This window comes from Microbacterium sp. Leaf159, assembly GCF_001423615.1.
In the GTDB taxonomy this organism is placed as follows: Bacteria; Actinomycetota; Actinomycetes; order Actinomycetales; family Microbacteriaceae; genus Microbacterium.
Genome location: NZ_LMOU01000002.1, coordinates 63,399 through 81,885, shown reverse-complemented (window position 1 = coordinate 81,885; position 18,487 = coordinate 63,399). Strand labels below are relative to the sequence as shown.

Here is an 18,487-nt window from a genome sequence, read left to right as displayed (position 1 = left end):
ATGGAGATCATGTCTTCCACCCCTTTTGAGCGCACTCAGCGCGTCGCCGTCCTCGGTGGCGGTCCCGGCGGTTACGAAGCGGCACTCGCAGCCGCTCAGCTCGGAGCCGAGGTGACCCTGGTCGAGCGCGTCGGCGTGGGTGGTGCGGCAGTGCTCACCGACGTCGTCCCCTCGAAGAGCCTGATCGCCACGGCTGATGCAGCGGTCGCGATCTCGGAGGCCTCGGACCTCGGTGTGCAGTTCTATGCCAAGGGCGAGCACGGAAAGCCGCTCAAGCCCGAGATCGCGATCAACCTCGCCGCCGTGAACAAGCGTCTCATCGCCCTCGCCGGGCAGCAGTCCGAGGACATGCGCACCACTCTGCTCGAAGCAGGTGTGCGCATCCTCTCCGGCCACGGTCGGCTCGAGGGACCGAACGCGATCATCGTGTCGACGGGGCAGAAGGGCACCGACTTCGACCGTATCGAGGCCGACACGATCATCGTCGCCGTCGGCGCCTCACCGCGTGAGTTGGATTCGGCGAAGCCCGACGGCAAGCGCATCCTCACCTGGACGCAGCTCTACGACATGAAGGCGCTCCCCGAGCACCTCATCGTCGTCGGCTCCGGTGTGACCGGCGCCGAGTTCGCCTCCGCCTACATGAATCTCGGCGCCAAGGTGACGCTCGTCTCCAGCCGCGACCAGGTGCTGCCGGGCGAGGACCAGGATGCCGCGCGCGTGCTCGAGAAGGTCTTCAAGCGCGGCGGCATGACGGTGCTCTCCAAGGCGCGAGCCGAGAAGGTCGAGGTCACGAAGGACGGTGTGACGGCGACGCTGTCCGACGGACGCACTGTCGACGGCAGCCACTGCCTGATGGCGGTCGGCTCGATCCCCAACACCGCGGGCATCGGCCTCGAGGATGCGGGAGTCGAGCTCGACGAGACCGGACACGTCCGCGTCAACCGCGTGGCTCGCACGTCGGTGCCTAACGTCTACGCCGTCGGCGACTGCACGAACTTCTTCCCGCTGGCATCCGTCGCGTCGATGCAGGGCCGCACGGCCGTGTTCCACGCATTGGGCGACATCGTGATCCCGCTCGAACTGATCAAGATCACGTCGAACATCTTCACGGCACCCGAGATCGCGACGGTCGGCTACTCCGAGAAGGACGTCGAAGACGGCGTCGCGGACGGACTGGTCTTCAAGCTGCCGCTCGCCGCCAACCCGCGCGCGAAGATGATGGGCATCAAGGACGGCTTCGTGAAGCTGATCGCACGCAAGGGCTCCGGCACGGTCATCGGCGGCGTGATCGTCGCGCCGAAGGCCTCCGAGCTGATCTACCCGATCGCCGTCGCCGTCGAGCGGCGTCTGACGGTCGACCAGGTCTCGCGTGTGTTCGCGGCGTACCCCTCGCTGTCGAGCAGCATCACCGATGCGAGCCGCGCGATGCACCTCGTCAACGCGAACATCTCGTAGGTGTCGCTGTCGGTGTCGCTGCCGTCCGCCGATCCGGTCCCGCTGTGCGTCGTCGCGAAAGGCAAGCGGTGACGGAATCGTTCGCATCGCCACGGTTGCAGGGATGGCCGGCGAAGTGGGGTGAACGTCGACCCCGACGCAACACCGGCATGCTCTGGCTCGGCGTCGTCCTCTTCGCGGCCGCGGCCGCCATGATCGGATTCTCGGGCGGTGCCGCCGGCCCGCTGTGGTCGGGTGCGTTCGTCTCGCTGTTCGGTCTCACGGCCCTCGCCGTCGCTGCCCGCAGGCCGTTCGCCGAAGGGCGCGCGCGTCTGGTCGACGCGGCGACGCTGGCGCGCGGGCAGATACGAAGCCCTGATGCACGCGTGCATTTCGTGCCGGAGCGGCGGCCGGGCATCGTCACCCTGACGGTGTGCGTCGTGTGGGCCATCGTGCTCACGGCCGCGACGATCGTGGCGGTCGGGATCGGGCTGACCGGCCGGCCCGAGGCCTTCCTCGGAGTCGCGGTGCTCGCGGCGACCGCCGCGCTGTTCGTCTACACAGCTGTGCGCGCGGCCATGACTCAATACCGCTCCGATTCCTTCGGCCGTCGACCGATGGGGCTGGGCATCGGCCACGACGGGGTGCTCCTGATGCGTGTCGCCGAGACCCTGTACGTGCCGTGGAGCGCGATCCGCCGCGTGGAGCCGGACACGACCGAGCCCCGACGCGGCATCGACGAGCTCCCGCTCATCAGACTCCGCGTGGATCCGAGTCGCGTGACCGCCTCCGACGGGATGCGTGTTCCCGCCACGGTCACCGTGGCCCCGGCGATGCTGAAGACGCACCCGCAGGTCGTCTGGTCCGCGCTGCGCGAGTTCCACGACTCGCCGGAGGCACGCGCCGCCCTCGGCACATCGACAGGGCAGCGGATGCTCGACGAGTGGTGCGCATCTGCCCCGGCGGACTGAGGGAATGACGAAGGCCCCCGCCTCGAGGCGGGGGCCTTCGTCATGACTCTCTGCGGTCAGCTGATCGTGAGCAGCTGGTGGCCGGCGGCGACGGTGGCACCGGCGGTGGCGGCGATGTTGCCGACCGTGCCGTCCTTGTGCGCCTGCAGCGGCTGCTCCATCTTCATCGCCTCGAGTACGACGACGAGGTCGCCCTTGACGACCTGCTGCCCCTCTTCGACGGCGACCTTGACGACGGTGGCCTGCATCGGCGACTTCACACCATCACCGGATGCGCCGGCGCTGACCGAGGTGGCGTGGCTGCGACGCGACGGCGGCACGGCTGCCGGTCGTCCCGCGGTCCCTGCGGCCACCGCGACGCGGTCGGGCAGGCTCACCTCGAGCCGCTTGCCGGCGACCTCGACGACCACGGTGTGGCGGTTCTCGGCGGCGGCAGGAGACTCGAGCTCGCCGTCCCACGCGGGGATGTCGTTCTCGAACTCCGTCTCGATCCAACGGGTGAAGATGCCGAACTCGCCGTTCTCCGCGGTGAAGGCGGGGTCGCGCACGACCTTGCGGTGGAACGGGAGAACGGTCGGGAGGCCGGCGACCTCGAACTCGTCGAGTGCACGGCGCGAGCGCTCGAGCGCCTCGGCGCGGTCCTTGCCGGTGACGATGATCTTCGCGAGCAGCGAGTCGAACGCTCCCGAGACCGAGTCGCCGGCGGTGACGCCGGAGTCGAGGCGGATGCCGGGGCCGCCGAAGGTCTTGAAGACGTGGATCGGGCCCGGCTGGGGGAGGAAACCGCGACCCGGGTCCTCGCCGTTGATGCGGAACTCGATCGAGTGTCCGGTCGGCTTCGGGTCGTCGTAGTCGATGGTGCCGCCGGCGGCGATGCGGAACTGCTCGCGCACCAGGTCGATGCCGGTGACCTCTTCGGAGACGGGGTGCTCGACCTGCAGGCGGGTGTTGACCTCGAGGAACGAGACGGTGCCGTCGGCGCCGATCAGGAACTCGCAGGTGCCTGCGCCGACGTAGCCGACCTCCTTGAGGATGGCCTTCGACGCCGAGTACAGCAGGTCGTTCTGCTCGTCCGTGAGGAACGGCGCAGGCGCCTCTTCGACGAGCTTCTGGTGACGGCGCTGCAGTGAGCAGTCGCGGGTCGAGATGACGACGACGTTGCCCTCGGCATCCGCCAGGCACTGCGTCTCGACGTGGCGGGGCTTGTCGAGGTACTTCTCGACGAAGCACTCGCCGCGGCCGAAGGCTGTGACGGCCTCGCGGGTCGCGGATTCGAACAGTTCGGCGACCTCGTCGAGTTCGCGGGCGACCTTGAGGCCGCGTCCGCCGCCGCCGTAGGCGGCCTTGATCGCGATCGGCAGGCCGAACTCCTTCGCGAAGGCGACGACCTCGTCGGCGCCGGCCACGGGGCCGGGGGTCCCGGGGGCGAGCGGGGCGCCCACCTTCTCGGCGACGTGACGGGCAGTCACCTTGTCTCCGAGCGCCTCGATGGCCTCGGGAGAGGGGCCGATCCAGGTCATTCCCGCACCGATGACGGCACGGGCGAACTCGGCGTTCTCGGCGAGGAAGCCGTACCCCGGGTGCACGGCATCTGCGCCGGCACGGCGGGCGATCGAGAGGATCTTCTCGATCTGCAGGTAGGTCTCGGCGCTCGTCGCTCCGCCGAGGGCGTAGGCCTCGTCGGCGAGGCGTGTGTGCAGAGCGTCGCGATCCTGGTCGGCGTACACGGCGACTGAGGCGATCCCCGAGTCACGAGCGGCACGGATGATGCGGACGGCGATCTCGCCGCGGTTGGCGATGAGCACCTTGGCGATATCAGGCATGGTTGCCAGCCTAGCGAGAAGGCACCCGATCTCTTTGACGACTCTCCACAAGAAAGAGGGAGAAACGTCGACGAGACCCTACGACCAGAGGTCGGGCCACGCGACGCCCAGCTCTGTGGACAGGCGTCGCACGGTCGACAGCGACATCCCCACGACGGTCGATGGATCGCCGTCGACGCGGGTGATGAAGGCTCCGCCGAGGCTGTCGACCGTGAACGCCCCCGCGACGTGCAGGGGCTCGCCGGACGCGACGTAGGCGGCGATCTCGGCATCCGTGATGTCGTCGGCGAACGTCACCGCCGCTTCGGCGGTCGCGGTGGCCTCGACGGGGGTGACGCCGGGGGAGACCCGGAACACCGAATGGCCGGAGTGCAGGATGCCGGTGGCGCCGCGCATCTCGTGCCAGCGCCGGGTCGCCTCCTCCGGCGTGTAGGGCTTGCCGTACACGCGGCCCCCGAGCGCGAACATCGAGTCGCCGCCGATCACGATGCCGTCGAAGAGGCCTTCCGCGGCGAGCTTGTGCGCGACATCGGCGGCCTTCGCTCGAGCGAGGAGCAGCACGAGTTCTGCCGGGGGCAGTTCGGTGCCGCGCGCTGCCGCGGCGACGGCTGCCACGGCGTCCTCATCCACGGCCGGCGACTGCGTGAGCGGCTCGATTCCTGCCTGCCGCAGCAGCATCAGACGGGCGGGCGAAGTGGAGGCGAGGCAGACGCGCATGTGCACCACCGTATCCTCGAAGGATGACTTCTTCCGCAGCCCTGCTCGATCTGGACATCACCGGCATCGCGCACGGCGGTACGTTCATCGCCCGCCACGAGGGACGCGTCGTCTTCGTCTCCGATGCGATCCCCGGAGAGCGGGTGCGTGCGCGGCTGACCGAGGACTCGACCGATGAGTCGAAGAGCTTCTGGCGCGCGGAGACGGTCGAGGTCCTCGAGGCCTCCCCGCACCGTCGCCCGCACATCTGGTCGGAGGCCGACGTCTCCCGTGCACCGGAAGAGCGCCCGGGCGGCGCGGACCTCGGGCACATCGACCTCGTGCATCAGCGGATCCTCAAGCGCCAGGTGCTGACCGAGGCACTCGACCGGTTCGCCGGTGCGGGTCTCGAGGCTCCCGAGATCGAGGCGGTCGACTCCTCCGACGGCACCGGATGGCGAACCAGGGTCACGCTGCACGTCGACGATGACGGTCAGGTCGGACCCTACGCCGCTCGCAGCCACCGCGTGATCCCCGTCGGCTCGCACCCGCTGGCGCGTCCGTCGATCGCCAGGGCCGCGCTCGCGCTCGCCGGCGGCGAAGCAGGCAGCGTCGACCTGGTCGAACCCGGCGACGGCAAGGTGCGGATCATCCATCGCGAACGCCTCGATGCGCGCCCCGCGCGAGGGCAGGGTCGACGCCCCGCGCCCGAGGTCGTCTACGAGCAGGTGGGCGATCGGCGCTTCCAGGTCGATGCCGGCGGCTTCTGGCAGGTGCATCCGCGCGCCGCATCGGTGCTCGACGGTGCCGTGTACGGCATCCTCGACGGTCATGTCGACCCCGAGAAGAAGCACTTCGACCTGTACGGAGGGGTGGGGCTCTTCGCCGCATCGCTCGCGGACCTCGGCGGCACAGACATCGTCACGGTCGAATCCAGCAGGCGAGCGACGGTCCATGCCCAGCAGAACCTCGCTCCGCTCGACGTCAGTGCGGTCACCGCACGCGTCGACCGCTACCTGGCAGGAATCCCGACGGGCACGAAGGCGGGCGCAGTCGTTCTGGATCCGCCCAGAGCCGGCGCCGGACGTGCTGTGGTCGATGCACTCGACGCTCTCGCACCCGAGGCGATCGCCTACGTGGCCTGCGATCCTGTCGCCCTGGCGCGCGACCTCGGCACCTTCCGCGAGCGCGGGTGGAACGTGGGGACTCTCCGCGGTTTCGATCTGTTCCCGCACTCGCATCATTTCGAGGTCGTCGCTCTGCTCACGCGGTGACGGGGATCGACACCCGCGAGAATCACTAGGCTGGGTGGATGAGCAGGGTCGCACTCATCGACGATCACGAATCCGTCCGCCTCGGTCTGGAGGCCGCGTGCGCCCGGGACGGCGCGCAGACGGTCGTCTTCTCCGGCAGCACAGTCGTGTCATACCTCGAGTGGCGATCCGCGTCTTCGGTCCCGCCCGCGGACGTGGTCGTGCTGGACCTCACGCTGGGCGACGGCACGACGGTCACCGAGAACGTCAGGTCCCTCGTCACCGACGGGGCGAGCGTCGTGATCCACAGCGTCGCCGACCGCCCGGCAGCCGTCCGTGAGGCGCTCGCCGCCGGTGCCGCCGGCGTCGTCAGCAAGTCCTCGGCACTCGACGATGTGCTCGATGCGATCCGCACGGTCGCCGACGGCGAGGCTCTCAACAACGTCGAATGGGCGAGTGCCGTCGACGGTGACCGTGACTTCGCGGACGCGCAGCTCTCCTCCCGCGAGCGCGACGTGCTGCGCCTGTACGCGGCAGGCCTGCCGTTGAAGGCTGTGGCCGAGCGTCTCGGCGTCGCATACTCGACCGCCAAGGAGAACATCACCCGGATCAGGGTGAAGTACGTCGAGGTCGGGCGCCCGGCGCCGACCAAGGTCGATCTTCTCCGCCGCGCGATGGAGGACGGGATCGTCGCCGCAGACGGGGCGCCGAGTGCCCACTGATCCGCTCAGCATCCGTGATGCCTGGAGCAAGATCCCTTCTCCGGGCAGCGTCGAGACCGAGTTCGAGCGATTCACGGGCAAGCGCATGGAGCGCATCCTCGCGACGGTCGTCGCGATCGGATCGGCGATTCTCGGGGCCCAGGCGCTGATCGCCGGAATCACGACCATGTCGTGGTCGGACGGCGCGCGGATCGCGATGCTGCTGGTGGTCTTCATCCCCCTCGTGGTGATGCTGATCGCCTGCGTCGTCGGGCGGGGGGTGCGCATCACATCGGGTGCGTTCGCGATCATCTACACCCTGGCGCTCGGAGCCTGGCCGAGTTTCGTCGACCCGGTGGGAAAAGCCGCCGATCAGCCGTGGATCTTCTTCCTCGTCAACGTCGGCGTCGTCGCCGCGATGCTCGCGTTCCCGCTGTGGCTGCAGTTCGCCTGGGCAGTCGGTCTTCCGTTCGTCTACGGGTACGTGCGGCTCGTCGAGGGAGAGTTCTCGCGAGACTTCTGGGTGACCACGGCGTTCGACGTGTCGTTCACACTGATCCTCGGCATCGTGATCATCTCGCTGGGGTGGATGTTCCGATCCGTCGCCGCCGGTGTCGACGAAGCGCGCGCACACGCCGTGGCCTCCTACGCCTCTGCCGCAGCGGCTGCCGCGGCAGAGGAGGAGCGGGCGACCATGTCGGCGCTCATGCACGACAGCGTCCTCGCTGCCCTCATCGCCGCGGAGCGGGCCGAAGGCGAACGCGCCCAGGATCTCGCCGTCGGCATGGCGCGCGAGGCGCTCACCCGGCTCGCGAACACCGAAGCAGCGGTGGCGCAGGAGGGGAGTGACGAGCCGGTCGGAGCCGCGCAGATCGTCGTGGAGCTGCGGCGGGCGCTCTCCGAGCTCGGAGCGGATGCCATCGTCGAGGAGCGCGGAGGGATCGGGCTGATCCCCGGCCGTGCCGCGCGGGCCCTCGTGCTCGCCGCCCGGCAGGCGCTCGGCAACGCCGTGGCGCACGCGAACGGACGGGGTCTGCACATCCTCGCCGAGGGGAAGGGCGACGAGGGGATCAGTGTGACGATCACCGACACCGGTCCCGGGTTCGATATGAAGGCCATCGGTGCCGACCGCCTGGGCATCAGCGCCTCGATCCTCGCGCGTATGGCCGGCGTCGCCGGTACGGCGGAGATCGACTCGAGCGAGTGCGGAACCACCGTGACGCTCGGTTGGGAGCAGCCATGAATCGGACTGTTCGCAGCGTCGCGACCTCGCTCGCGGTCGGCTTCGCGATGTACTTCGCCGCCAGGGGGGTCTGGTGGATCGAGCAGCCCACAGGACCCCTGCTGATGGTGGCGGCGATCGGTCTGTACCTCGTGGTCGTGAACGCGGCCATCCTGTGGGATTCGGCCACCTCGGTCCGGATGCCTCTGTGGGTCGCCCTGGTCACGCTCGTATCCAGCGTGCTGATCCCCATCCTCGTCACGTTCTCCCTCGATCCGCTGACTCTCACCGCGCCGTTCGCCACCTGGTACATCGGTGCTCTCGGCCTGATGGGAATCGTGTGCATCGTGCGTCGCCGATTCGTGATCGGGTGGCTCGTCGTCCTGATCCTGGTGGTCGCCTCATCGGTGTTCCTGGGGTTCTTCGTGGCGTTGTCGCTCGGCCTCGTCGGATCCTTCATGTGGGTCGCTGTGGCCCACCTGCTCGTGATGTTCTGGGATCGGGCGGTGCGCGACACCGAGCGACTCGCCGGCATCCAGCAGGCGGTGTCCGCCTGGCATGCCACCCAGCAGGTGCGACAGAAGGAGCGACGCCTGCGTACGCAGTTCGCGCTCGCCGTCGCCGGCCCCGTGCTCAGTCGCGCCGTCGCGTCGCGTGGCGCGCTCGATGCGGAGGAACGACTCCAGGCTCGGCTTGCCGAGGGGCGGCTGCGTGACGAGCTGCGCGGCGCCGATCTGCTCAACGACGCTGTGCGGGATGCGATCGAGGACGCCAGGCGGCGCGGCGCGGTCGTGACCGTGTTCGACGAGGGCGGTCTGGCCGACGTCGACGAGATGCGGCGAGCCGTGATCCGTGACGAGCTCGCGCGGGTGCTTCGCGAGGCCGACGCCGAGCGCTGGATCATCCGCGCCGCGCGGGACCCTGTGACGGCGGTGACGGTGGTCGGACGGGCTGGTGCCGGCGGTCAGAGCGACGACGACGCCGTGGACGTCTTCCACGAGATACCTCGCGAGGTTCCCGAGCACTGAGCTGCGGCCCCTGCCCTCGGCTCTGGCCGGGGGAGGGGGTCAGAGTCGAGGTCAGACGGAGTGGGCGAGGGGCGGCGAATCCGCCAGCCCCTCGCCATGCGGACAGTTACCCGAAAACCATCCGCTGGTGACCGGTCTGCGTCTATCTACCCTGGGACAGAGAGACCAGCCGAACGCGAAGCGTCTTACTCAGTCTCATGGTTATTCAAGTCGTTGTCTGTAGGTATTTTGGGGGACACGAGGACGCCCTCCATGCGAGAAGATGGGGCATGGGAATGCGCCGAGGAACCAACCTCCCCCGAATGGGTGACTTCAACCAGTCGGTGATCCTCGAGGCCATCCGTCGCTCGGTCGAGGGGCTCAGCCGTATCGAGCTCGTCGAGGCGACGGGGCTCTCGGCGCAGACGATCACGAACATCACCCGCCGCCTGCTCGATGAGGGGTTCATCGCCGAAGCGGGGCGGACCATCAACGGACCGGGCAAGCCCCGTGTCACACTCCGCCTGGTGGCGGAGAGCCGCTTCTCGGTGGGGGTGCATCTCGACCCGGCCGTGATCACGTTCGTGCTGCTGGACATGTCGGGCGCCGTGGTCCACCGGCATGTCATCCGGACTCCCGACAAGGATCCGCGACGCATCGTCGAGGCCATCGCCCAGACGATCGATGCGCTCGTCGACGAGGCCGGTGTCGACCGCGCTCTCGTCGCAGGCGTCGGGGTCGCAGCTCCGGGCCCACTCGATGCGCGGAAGGGAACGGTGATCGATCCGCCGAAGCTGCACGGATGGCATCGTGTGCCGCTGCGCTCCGTGCTCGCAGAGGCGACCGGGTTCGATGTCACTCTCGAGAAGGACACGACTGCCGCCGCGGTGGGCGAGCTCTGGACGGGCAGCGATGACACCGAGGGCTCGTTCCTGTTCATCTACCTCGGCACCGGGCTCGGCGCGTCCGTGGTGCGCGAGGGCGGAGTCATCACGGGCAGTTCCCACAACTTCGGCGAGATCGGCCACATCATGGTCGATGCGGAGGGCCCGGCGTGCTCGTGCGGCTCCCGCGGATGCGTCGAAGTGGTGTGCACGCCTCAGGCGATCGTCGAACAGGCTGAGGCTGCGGGGCTGTTCGAGGATGATCGACAGGCAAGCGACGAGCGTGCTGTCGAAGAGCGATTCACGCTGCTGTGCGAACGGGCCGCTGCCGGCGACATGGCTGCGCTCGGCGTGCTGCGCCGTTCGGCAGCCCACCTCGCGGTCCTGATCTCGGCGCTGACGAACGTGCTCGACGTAGACCGTGTCGTGTTGGGCGGACCGTTCTGGGGGCGTCTCGCCGAGGTGTATCTGCGGGAGATCCCCGAACCGCTGAACCGGCGCAGCGCGACGCGGGCGGTCCACGTGCTCCCTGTCGACGGCACGGTGGTGGGTGATGACGTGGCTGCCGTCGGAGCGGCCTGCGTGGTCCTCGACGCCGTCCTCACTCCCCGGGCATCGGACCTCTATCTCGAGGACTGAACGCGCCCTCAACTGCCATACCGGTATATCGGTTTGGGAGCCGCGTCGATAATTCCAATCGATGTACTATCGAATGGATGCGCCGACTGGGGTCATCCGATTGCGGGGACGACGGTCCCGCGTCGACCGGGGGAGACTGTCTGCGTGGCCCGGGAGCTGGGGGGCTCCGGGCCTCGCAGACCTCGTCGCTCACCCGATCTGCGGCAGGCGCTCAGCGCGAGAAGCGGCCCCACGGGATGTCCCGCCGAAGCGGTGTGCGCAGCGGGCGCTGCGTGCGAGTCCACGCCGAGACGCGCGGCTCGTCGGCGACAGCATCAGCCGATTCCTGCGCGTACGCGTCGCTGACCACCGCGATGAGTGCGGCGAGCTCCTCTTCCGTGGCGGAGCCGCGCGTGATCTCGATCGTCGGCGGACGCTCTGCCTCCGCGGACGATCCCGGTGCGTCCGGCGCGCTCACAGCGGAATGTTCCCGTGCTTCTTGGGCGGCAGCTCGGCCCGCTTGCCACGCAGGGCGCGGAGAGCCTTGGCGATGGAGACGCGGGTGTTCGCCGGTTCGATGATGCCGTCGATCTCGCCGCGCTCCGCCGCCAGGAACGGTGACGTCACGCTGTACGTGTACTCGTTCGCGAGGCGGGTGCGCACGGCGGCGACGTCTTCGCCCGCCTCTTCGGCGCGCTTGATCTCGCCGCGGTAGAGGATGTTGACCGCACCCTGGCCGCCCATGACGGCGATCTCGGCTGTGGGCCAGGCGAGGTTCACATCGGCGCCGAGCTGCTTCGAGCCCATGACGATGTAGGCGCCGCCGTAGGCCTTGCGGAGGATCACGGTGACCAGTGGCACCGTCGCCTCGGCATACGCGTAGATGAGCTTCGCGCCGCGGCGGATGACACCGGTCCACTCCTGGTCGGTGCCCGGCAGGTAACCGGGCACGTCGACGAGCGTGACGATCGGGATCGAGAACGCATCGCAGAAGCGCACGAACCGGCTGGCCTTCTCGCCGGCCTCGATGTTGAGCGTTCCTGCCATCTGCGACGGCTGGTTCGCGATGATGCCGACCGAGCGGCCTTCGACGCGGCCGAAGCCGATCACGATGTTCGGGGCGAAGAGCGGCTGGACCTCGATGAAGTCTCCGGCGTCGACGACGTGCTCGATGACCGTGTGGATGTCGTACGGCTGATTGGGGGAGTCCGGGATGATCGTGTTCAGCGTGCGATCGGCATCCGTGGTCTCCCACTCGAAGCCGCTCTCGTAGCCCGGGATCTCGGCCATGTTGTTGTCGGGCAGGAACCCCAGAAGCGTGCGCGCATAGTCGATCGCGTCGTCCTCGTCTTCAGCGAGGTAGTGCGCGACGCCGGAGCGGGTGTTGTGTGTGAGGGCTCCTCCGAGCTCCTCCATGCCGACGTCCTCGCCGGTGACCGTCTTGATGACGTCCGGGCCGGTGACGAACATCTGGCTGGTCTTGTCGACCATGATGACGAAGTCCGTGAGGGCGGGGCCGTAGACGGCGCCACCGGCGGCCGGGCCCATGATGATGGAGATCTGCGGGATGACACCGGACGAGCGGGTGTTCAGGCGGAAGATCTCGCCGTACTTGCTGAGCGCGAGAACACCTTCCTGGATCCGTGCGCCGCCAGAGTCGAGGATGCCGATGATCGGCATGCCGCCCGAGAGGGCGAACTCCATGATCTTGATGATCTTGTCGCCGGATACTTCGCCGAGCGAGCCGCCGAACGTGGTGAAGTCCTGCGAGTAGACCGCGACCGTTCGTCCGTGGATCGTGCCGACACCCGTGACGACCGAGTCTCCGTACGGGCGGTTCTTGTCCATCCCGAACGCCGTGGTGCGGTGGCGCACGTATTCGTCGAACTCGACGAAGCTTCCTGGGTCGACGAGCAGCTCGATGCGCTCGCGGGCGGTCATCTTGCCCTTGGCGTGCTGCTTGTCGTGCGCGACCTTCTCAGCGTCGACAACGGCTTCGTTGTAGCGAGCGCGGAGGTCTGCGATCCTGCCGGCGGTGGTCGAGAGTTCGGGCTTGTCCGTCACGGATTCCACCCTATCGTCGGCTCGGCCCCGTCCGTTGGATGCTCGCCACAACGGGTCGCCGGATCCTTTGGCGGCTCTCTCGGGTCCGGCGGTCCGCGCGGAGTCAGTCGCTCCGAGCGGGATTCGCGTCCGCGCCGAGCTCGCCCGACAGGTCGTGGGTTCCCGACCGCTCGTCCACGCCGCCTTCGATCTCGGCCGAGCTGCTCCGGCGGCCCCGTCCCACCGACGCGATCCTCCGACCCGCCCAGCCGACACCGCGCACCGCGGAACCGGCCGCTCCCGCGACCGCCCCGCCGACGAACTGCGCGCCGTGCAGCATCCGCAGCTCGAGCTTCTCGGCACCGTCGACGGGTTCGAGGTCGAGCGGCAGATCCATCGGCGCGGCACCGAATGCTCGGTGCGAGGTCGTGAGCACGCGGCGTCCGAGGACGTGGTTGCCGGCCCCACCCACCGCGGCGCCGACACCGAACGGCAGCGCCTTTCCGATGAAGGAGGCGCCCCCCTTGGCGGCGAACTGCTTCACGAACATGCTCTTGAGCTGGTCGACCAGCGGCCCGACCGCCGCGCGGGGCAGCGACTTCGTCACCATCTCGCCCCAGTACGTCGATCTGCTGCCACCCTTGCCCGTGGCTTCCCCGGCGAGCTGGCCGACGAGGGCGACGCCCTCCTTGCCGAGCATCAGGGTCATCACGAGAGCTCTGGCCCTGTCGGGGTTCGAGACGGCGATGCCGTGCACCTCGGCGACGGATTGCGCGAACAGAGCGGTCGACTCGACGAATCCGACGGTCTCGACGCCGGAGAGCGCGAGGGTGATGCCCGTGCCGATCCCGGGGACGACGGCCGTCGCGCCGACGGCGGCGCCGCCCGTGGTCACTGCGGCCAGATAGCGGCGTTCGAGGATGCGGATGATCTGCTCGGGCGACGCGTGGGGGTTGCGCAGACGGATGCTGCGGATGTGCGCGAGCACGAGCGGGCGTTGGATCGCGAGGACGCGATCCAGGCCCCGCACCATGAACGGATGCTCGGTCGAGCCCACCGGCGGCACGCCCCTGTCCCACGGGGAGTCGTCGGGGAGGGAGTGGATCTTGTGCACCTTGGGGGCCATGGATCGATCCTAGGAACACAGCCCGCGAAAACGCCGAAAGCCCGGCACCCTTGACGGGGCCGGGCTTTCGTGAAACGAGATCAGACGAACAGGTTCGCCCGCTCGAGGTCTTCGGCGAAGTCGACCTCGACCGCGTACAGGTCGGAGACGTCCATCGGTTCGAGCAGGAGACCGTCCTCGGCGATCGCGAGCTCGAGCCCGCGCTCGAAGTAGTCCTGGTCCTCGACGCGCTGCAGCTGGCGCATGAACGCCTTCTTGTTCGCGGACGAGATGTAGTTGATGCCCACGGCCTCGCCGAGTCCGCCCTTGACGGTCTTGGAGAGCTCGTTGATGAAGCCCTCGGCCGTGACCGTGTACTTCACCTCTTCGTCGCTGACCTTCGAGGTGTTGACCGTGACGAACGACTGGTCGCGCTCGATGTAGGCCGCGGCGCGCCCCAGGATCATCGGGTCGAAGACGACGTCGCCGTTCATCCAGAGCACGCCGGACTTGCCGGTCGCGCCCAGCGCGCGCAGCAGGCTCTTCGACGTGTTCGTCTCGTCGTAGCGCTCGTTGTGCACGTAGTTGACGTTCGGGAAGGCCTCGATGATGGTCTCGGCGCGGTAGCCGACGACGGAGGTGATGCGGGCATCGGTGCCGAAGGCCGCGCGGATGTTGTCGTGCTGCTGACGCATGATCGTGCGTCCGTCGCTGAGCTCGGTGAGCGGCTTCGGCAGCGCGCGGCCCAGGCGTGAGCCCATTCCTGCTGCGAGGATGACGGTCTGAAGAGTCACGAGTGCTCCTAAAGGAAGTATGTGTTCACGGTCGGTTCACCGACCAGACACTTCGTCGTGCCGAGAGTCATGCTAGCGATCAAGCCTGGGAACCCCCGGGGGTTGTCGCCCCTGTTGCCAATTCGTGATCCAGTACACACCCAACACTCAGATTCGTCCAGATCGGGGCCATACGCGGTCCGATCTGTGATTCCGGGGCCAATTGTTGCGGCGACCCTAAGAAAGTGGGCGCCCGTTGATACCGTAGGACGGTGACTGCTTCCCCCGACGACCGCACCGATCAGGTGGCCGATGCCGCGCCCTCGACCGCCAAGAAGACGCCGGCTCGGAAGACGCCCGTCAAGAAGGCGACCAGCACGCGCACGCCCGCGAAGTCAGCCGCAGACAAGGCTGCCGCGACGATCGAGGTGGTGGCGGAGCCCGCGCTGAAGATCGACCGGAGCGTCGATGCTGCGGCGTCGCGTTCCGCCGCGCCGAAGAAGACCACGTCCGCCGCGGCACGTGCGGCCGCCGCGAAGAACTCGGCACGCCAGACGAGCGCTCGAGGTACGACCGCGAAGACCACCGCAGCGCGATCGACGGCGGCGAAGTCGAGTGCGGCGAAGAGCACGACGGCGAAGGCGGCACCCTCGACGGCTGCCGCCGCGAAGAGCACGGCCGCGAAGACGACGGCCGCCAAGACGACGGCAGCCAAGACGACGGCTTCGAAGACGACGGCCGCCAAGGCCGCGGCCGAGAAGAGCGCTGCGGCGAAGTCCACCGCTCGTACGTCTGCCGCGAGGACGGCTTCGGCCAGGACGGTGGCCGCGAAGACCGCCGCCGCGAAGACGGCAGCGGCGAAGGCCGCGGCGGCGAAGGCCGCAGAGGCAGAAGCTGAGGCGGCGAAGGCTGCCGAAGCTCAGGCGGCGGCGGCGGAGGCGGCGGCACACGCGAAGGCCGCAGAGGCTGAGGCCGCCGGGCAGGCGAAGGCTGAGGCGAAGGCTGAGGCTGAGGCGAAGGCTGCGGCTGAGGCGAAGGCCGCACAGGCGATCGTGGCTTTCCCTGATGCCGCGGTGCCTGTGACGGAAGCCGCGGACGACGCGTCTCCCGTGACCGAGGAGCCCCGCATCGACGACGTCGACACGCCGTCGATCGAGTCCCCGACGGTTGACGCCGCTCCGGTCGACGGCGCGACATCCGACGTCGTCGAGGTCGACGAAGACGCCGCAGCCGGCGAGCCCGCAGACGAGAGTTCCGTGATCGAGGTCGACGACGCCGTCTCCGACGCGGATGCGACGGAAGAGGCCGTCAGCGGCGTCGAGGCGGCATCCGCCTCCGAAGCGATCCGGATCCGCGGCCTGGTGAAGACCTTCGGCGACCACACGGCGGTCAACGGCATCGATCTGACCGTGCCCGCCGGGTCGTTCTACGGAATCGTCGGGCCCAACGGAGCAGGCAAGACGACGACGCTCTCGATCGTCGCGGGGCTTCTGCGCGCCGACGAGGGGAACGTCGTGATCTGCGGCATCGACCAGGCGGCCAAGCCGCTCGCGGCGAAGCGGATGATGGGTGTGCTGCCCGATCGGCTGCGCACGTTCGATCGCCTCACCGGTCGGCAGCTCCTCTACTACTACGGTCTGCTGCGAGGCCTCGCCTCGAACGTCATCGAGAAGCGCGTCGGCGACCTCGCTCGCGCTTTCGACCTCGGCGAGGCGCTGAACCGCGTCGTCTCCGACTACTCGGCCGGTATGACGAAGAAGATCATGCTCGCGGGAGCGATGATCCACTCGCCGCGCGTCCTGGTGCTCGATGAGCCCTTCGAAGCGGTCGATCCCGTGTCATCCGCGGTCATCCTCGACATCCTGCGCGCATATGTCGACCATGGGGGAACCGTCATCCTCTCCAGTCACGGCATGGATCTCGTCGCGCGGGTCTGCTCGCGGGTCGCGATCATCGTCGGGGGAGAGGTCCTCGCCGAGGGCACGATCGACGACGTCCGCGCAGGACAGACGCTCGAGGCGCGATTCGTCGAGCTCTCCGGTGGTATCAGCGAGGTGGAGGGTCTCGAGTGGCTGCACACGTTCTCCGACTGAGGGCGGCGCTCCTGATCGGGTCGCTCCGCGGCGAACGTCGGGTGCGCACGCTTGTCATGCTCGCCGTGATCGTCGTGCTCACGGTCGTGGTCTGCGCCGCGGTCCTGAGCCTCGACGACGCGCCGGTCGCCGTCGCACGCACGGTCATCGTGCTCGGCAGCGCCGCACTGCTGCTGGGATTCCTGGTCGGCCCGATCCTCGTGGGCGCCGTCGATCAGCTCGATCCCCGGCGGTTCGCCGTGTTCGGAGTCGACGAGCGGCAGATGCCGTGGATCCTCGCCCTCGCCTCGTTCATCAGCGTCCCGAGTCTGGCACTGCTCGCAGTGAACATCAGCGTCTGCATCGTCGCGATCAGGCTGGGCGCTCCGTGGCTCCTCGCTGTGCTGATGAGCTTCGTCAGCCTCGTGTCGACGATCCTGGCGGCGCGGATCGGAATGGCGATCAACGCGCTCGTCCTGCCCGAACGCCGATCGCGGGAGCTCACCGCGCTCTTCGCGCTCGCTCTGATCGTCATCGCTTTCCCCGTGGCCGTCTTCCTGGCGTCCCTGAAGTGGGACGGCGAGGTGCCCGCTGCGGTCGGCACTCTCGCGGCAGCGGTCGGAGTCACCCCCTTCGCGGCATCCTCGCGCTTCCTCTTCTCCTTCGCGACGGACGACAACACCGGCGCATGGATCAGCGGTGTCGTAGCGTTCGCGACCGCTGCGGTCCTCTGGGCGCTGTGGACGTGGCTCGTGCGTCGACTGTTGACCACCACGGAGCGGCCCGTCACGTCGCGCGAGAGATCCGGGCTCGGCTGGTTCGGTCTGCTCCCGTCGAACGCCTTCGGCGCGATCGCGTCGCGGAGCCTCGTCTACTGGCTGCGCGATCGTCGGTACATCATGAACCTGATCGTGGTCCCCGTCGCGGGCGTGCTCACTGTGCTCCCGCTGCTCGTCGCAGGGGTGCCGCTCGAGATCGCGGCACTCGTCCCGGTCCCGGTGATGGCGCTGTTCTTCGGCTGGCTCCCGCACAACGACGTCGCCTACGATTCGACGGCGCTGTGGACCCACGTCGCGAGCGGCGTGCGCGGCATCCCCGATCGCCTGGGACGACTGGTTCCCGTCGTGCTCGTCTCCGTGCCCGTGCTGGCGATCTCTGTGCCGCTGACGCTGCTGTGGATCGATGACTGGCGTCTGCTGCTCCCGCTCACGGGACTCGGGGCCAGTCTGCTGCTCTCGGCGCTCGGGTTCTCGAGCATCGTGTCGGTGATCGCGCCCTACGCGGTGTCCCGTCCGGGAGACAGCCCGTTCCAGCAGCCCCAGCGTCCGACCTCGCGCGGCGCCTATGGCCCGGCCGCCGCGTTCCTCGGTGCCATCGTGGTGAGCATCCCGACCATCTGGCTGCTGGTGCTCACGATGCTCGAGGGCTCGCAGTTCGCCCCGGCGACGTTCTGGGCCGGGATCGCCACGGGGCTGGTCATGCTCGCCGTCGGCGTGAGCGTCGGTGGTCGGATCTTCGAGCGCGGGGGCGAGCGTCTGATGGAGTTCGTCGAGACCGCGTGACAGCCGCCCACCGTGGGCTGTGCACGGCTAGACTCTCGGCATGAGTACTCCGCTGGACAGCCCCGATCAGGGCGGCGTGGCAACGCTTGATCGCGAACTGGAAGAGCTCCTCCGGGAGGAGAATCTCGAACCGGGCGACCACGAGCGCTTCTCGCATTACGTGAAGAAGGACAAGATCCTCGAGTCCGCAATCACCGGCAAGCCGGTGCGTGCACTGTGCGGCAAGAAGTGGACACCGGGTCGCGACCCGGAGAAGTTCCCGATCTGCCCCACGTGCAAGGAGATCTACGAGTCGATGATCAGCTGAACCGCGCAGGTTCAGC

General features: G+C 68.6%; 17 protein-coding genes. 10 read left to right on the top strand and 7 right to left on the bottom strand.

Going from position 1 to position 18,487, the window contains the following annotated elements; genetic code table 11:
* Entirely contained in the window at positions 1–1,455 is a 1,455-nt protein-coding gene (locus ASF80_RS13990) for an NAD(P)H-quinone dehydrogenase (RefSeq protein ID WP_200934011.1), read from the top strand.
* A 68-nt stretch (positions 1,456–1,523) separates the two neighbouring features.
* A complete protein-coding gene (locus ASF80_RS13985; protein ID WP_157521096.1) occupies positions 1,524–2,405 on the top strand; it encodes a hypothetical protein in 882 nt (293 codons plus the stop codon).
* Positions 2,406–2,461: 56 nt separating this feature from the next.
* On the opposite strand, the gene ASF80_RS13980 is transcribed toward ASF80_RS13985, so the two are convergent.
* The gene (locus ASF80_RS13980; protein ID WP_056312264.1) at positions 2,462–4,228 is read right to left on the bottom strand and encodes a biotin carboxylase N-terminal domain-containing protein; all 1,767 of its coding nucleotides are present in this window, start codon (positions 4,226–4,228) and stop codon (positions 2,462–2,464) included.
* A gap of 78 nt (positions 4,229–4,306) precedes the next feature.
* Positions 4,307–4,945 carry a Maf family protein gene (locus ASF80_RS13975; RefSeq protein WP_056312262.1) on the bottom strand — a complete coding sequence of 213 codons (639 nt, stop codon included), beginning with the start codon at positions 4,943–4,945 and terminating at the stop codon, positions 4,307–4,309.
* A gap of 23 nt (positions 4,946–4,968) precedes the next feature.
* Between ASF80_RS13975 and ASF80_RS13970 the strand changes: the two genes are divergently transcribed.
* The 5 genes from ASF80_RS13970 (at position 4,969) to ASF80_RS13950 (ending at position 10,630) form a co-directional block, all read left to right on the top strand.
* Positions 4,969–6,198 (top strand): class I SAM-dependent RNA methyltransferase, encoded by a 1,230-nt coding sequence (locus tag ASF80_RS13970; RefSeq protein WP_056312260.1) that lies wholly within the window; start codon positions 4,969–4,971, stop codon positions 6,196–6,198.
* A 38-nt stretch (positions 6,199–6,236) separates the two neighbouring features.
* Positions 6,237–6,899, top strand: coding sequence for a response regulator transcription factor (locus ASF80_RS13965; RefSeq protein ID WP_056312258.1), 663 nt, complete (start codon positions 6,237–6,239; stop codon positions 6,897–6,899).
* Positions 6,889–8,121, top strand: a complete 1,233-nt coding sequence (locus ASF80_RS13960; protein ID WP_056312256.1) for an ATP-binding protein — start codon at positions 6,889–6,891, stop codon at positions 8,119–8,121. Before ASF80_RS13965 ends, ASF80_RS13960 begins: the two co-directional genes overlap by 11 nt.
* A complete protein-coding gene (locus ASF80_RS13955; RefSeq protein ID WP_056312254.1) occupies positions 8,118–9,128 on the top strand; it encodes a hypothetical protein in 1,011 nt (336 codons plus the stop codon). The genes ASF80_RS13960 and ASF80_RS13955 overlap by 4 nt, the downstream gene beginning before the upstream one ends.
* Before the next feature lie 302 nt (positions 9,129–9,430).
* Complete coding sequence (locus ASF80_RS13950; RefSeq protein WP_056312252.1) at positions 9,431–10,630, top strand: ROK family transcriptional regulator; 1,200 nt, start codon at positions 9,431–9,433, stop codon at positions 10,628–10,630.
* A gap of 211 nt (positions 10,631–10,841) precedes the next feature.
* Here ASF80_RS13950 and ASF80_RS13945 read toward each other — a convergent pair whose 3' ends face one another.
* The 5 genes from ASF80_RS13945 to ASF80_RS13925 all read right to left on the bottom strand — a co-directional run bounded on the left by ASF80_RS13945 (position 10,842) and on the right by ASF80_RS13925 (position 15,311).
* Positions 10,842–11,087, bottom strand: coding sequence for an acyl-CoA carboxylase subunit epsilon (locus tag ASF80_RS13945; protein WP_056312250.1), 246 nt, complete (start codon positions 11,085–11,087; stop codon positions 10,842–10,844).
* The gene (locus ASF80_RS13940) at positions 11,084–12,673 is read right to left on the bottom strand and encodes an acyl-CoA carboxylase subunit beta (protein ID WP_396653427.1); all 1,590 of its coding nucleotides are present in this window, start codon (positions 12,671–12,673) and stop codon (positions 11,084–11,086) included. Before ASF80_RS13940 ends, ASF80_RS13945 begins: the two co-directional genes overlap by 4 nt.
* 103 nt (positions 12,674–12,776) lie before the next feature.
* Positions 12,777–13,778, bottom strand: coding sequence for a hypothetical protein (locus ASF80_RS13935; RefSeq protein WP_235560006.1), 1,002 nt, complete (start codon positions 13,776–13,778; stop codon positions 12,777–12,779).
* Between the two features lie 80 nt (positions 13,779–13,858).
* Entirely contained in the window at positions 13,859–14,551 is a 693-nt protein-coding gene (locus ASF80_RS13930; protein ID WP_056312247.1) for an NTP transferase domain-containing protein, read from the bottom strand.
* Positions 14,552–14,831: 280 nt separating this feature from the next.
* Positions 14,832–15,311, bottom strand: coding sequence for a hypothetical protein (locus tag ASF80_RS13925; RefSeq protein ID WP_056312245.1), 480 nt, complete (start codon positions 15,309–15,311; stop codon positions 14,832–14,834).
* A 40-nt stretch (positions 15,312–15,351) separates the two neighbouring features.
* Between ASF80_RS13925 and ASF80_RS13920 the strand changes: the two genes are divergently transcribed.
* Genes ASF80_RS13920 through ASF80_RS13910 form a run of 3 tightly spaced genes read left to right on the top strand, consistent with a single transcriptional unit; the run spans position 15,352 to position 18,471 of the window.
* The gene (locus ASF80_RS13920) at positions 15,352–16,623 is read left to right on the top strand and encodes an ABC transporter ATP-binding protein (RefSeq protein WP_082488393.1); all 1,272 of its coding nucleotides are present in this window, start codon (positions 15,352–15,354) and stop codon (positions 16,621–16,623) included.
* Complete coding sequence (locus tag ASF80_RS13915; RefSeq protein WP_056312243.1) at positions 16,599–18,164, top strand: hypothetical protein; 1,566 nt, start codon at positions 16,599–16,601, stop codon at positions 18,162–18,164. Before ASF80_RS13920 ends, ASF80_RS13915 begins: the two co-directional genes overlap by 25 nt.
* Positions 18,165–18,204: 40 nt before the next feature.
* Complete coding sequence (locus ASF80_RS13910) at positions 18,205–18,471, top strand: DUF3039 domain-containing protein (protein WP_046013003.1); 267 nt, start codon at positions 18,205–18,207, stop codon at positions 18,469–18,471.
* Positions 18,472–18,487 lie beyond the last annotated feature (16 nt).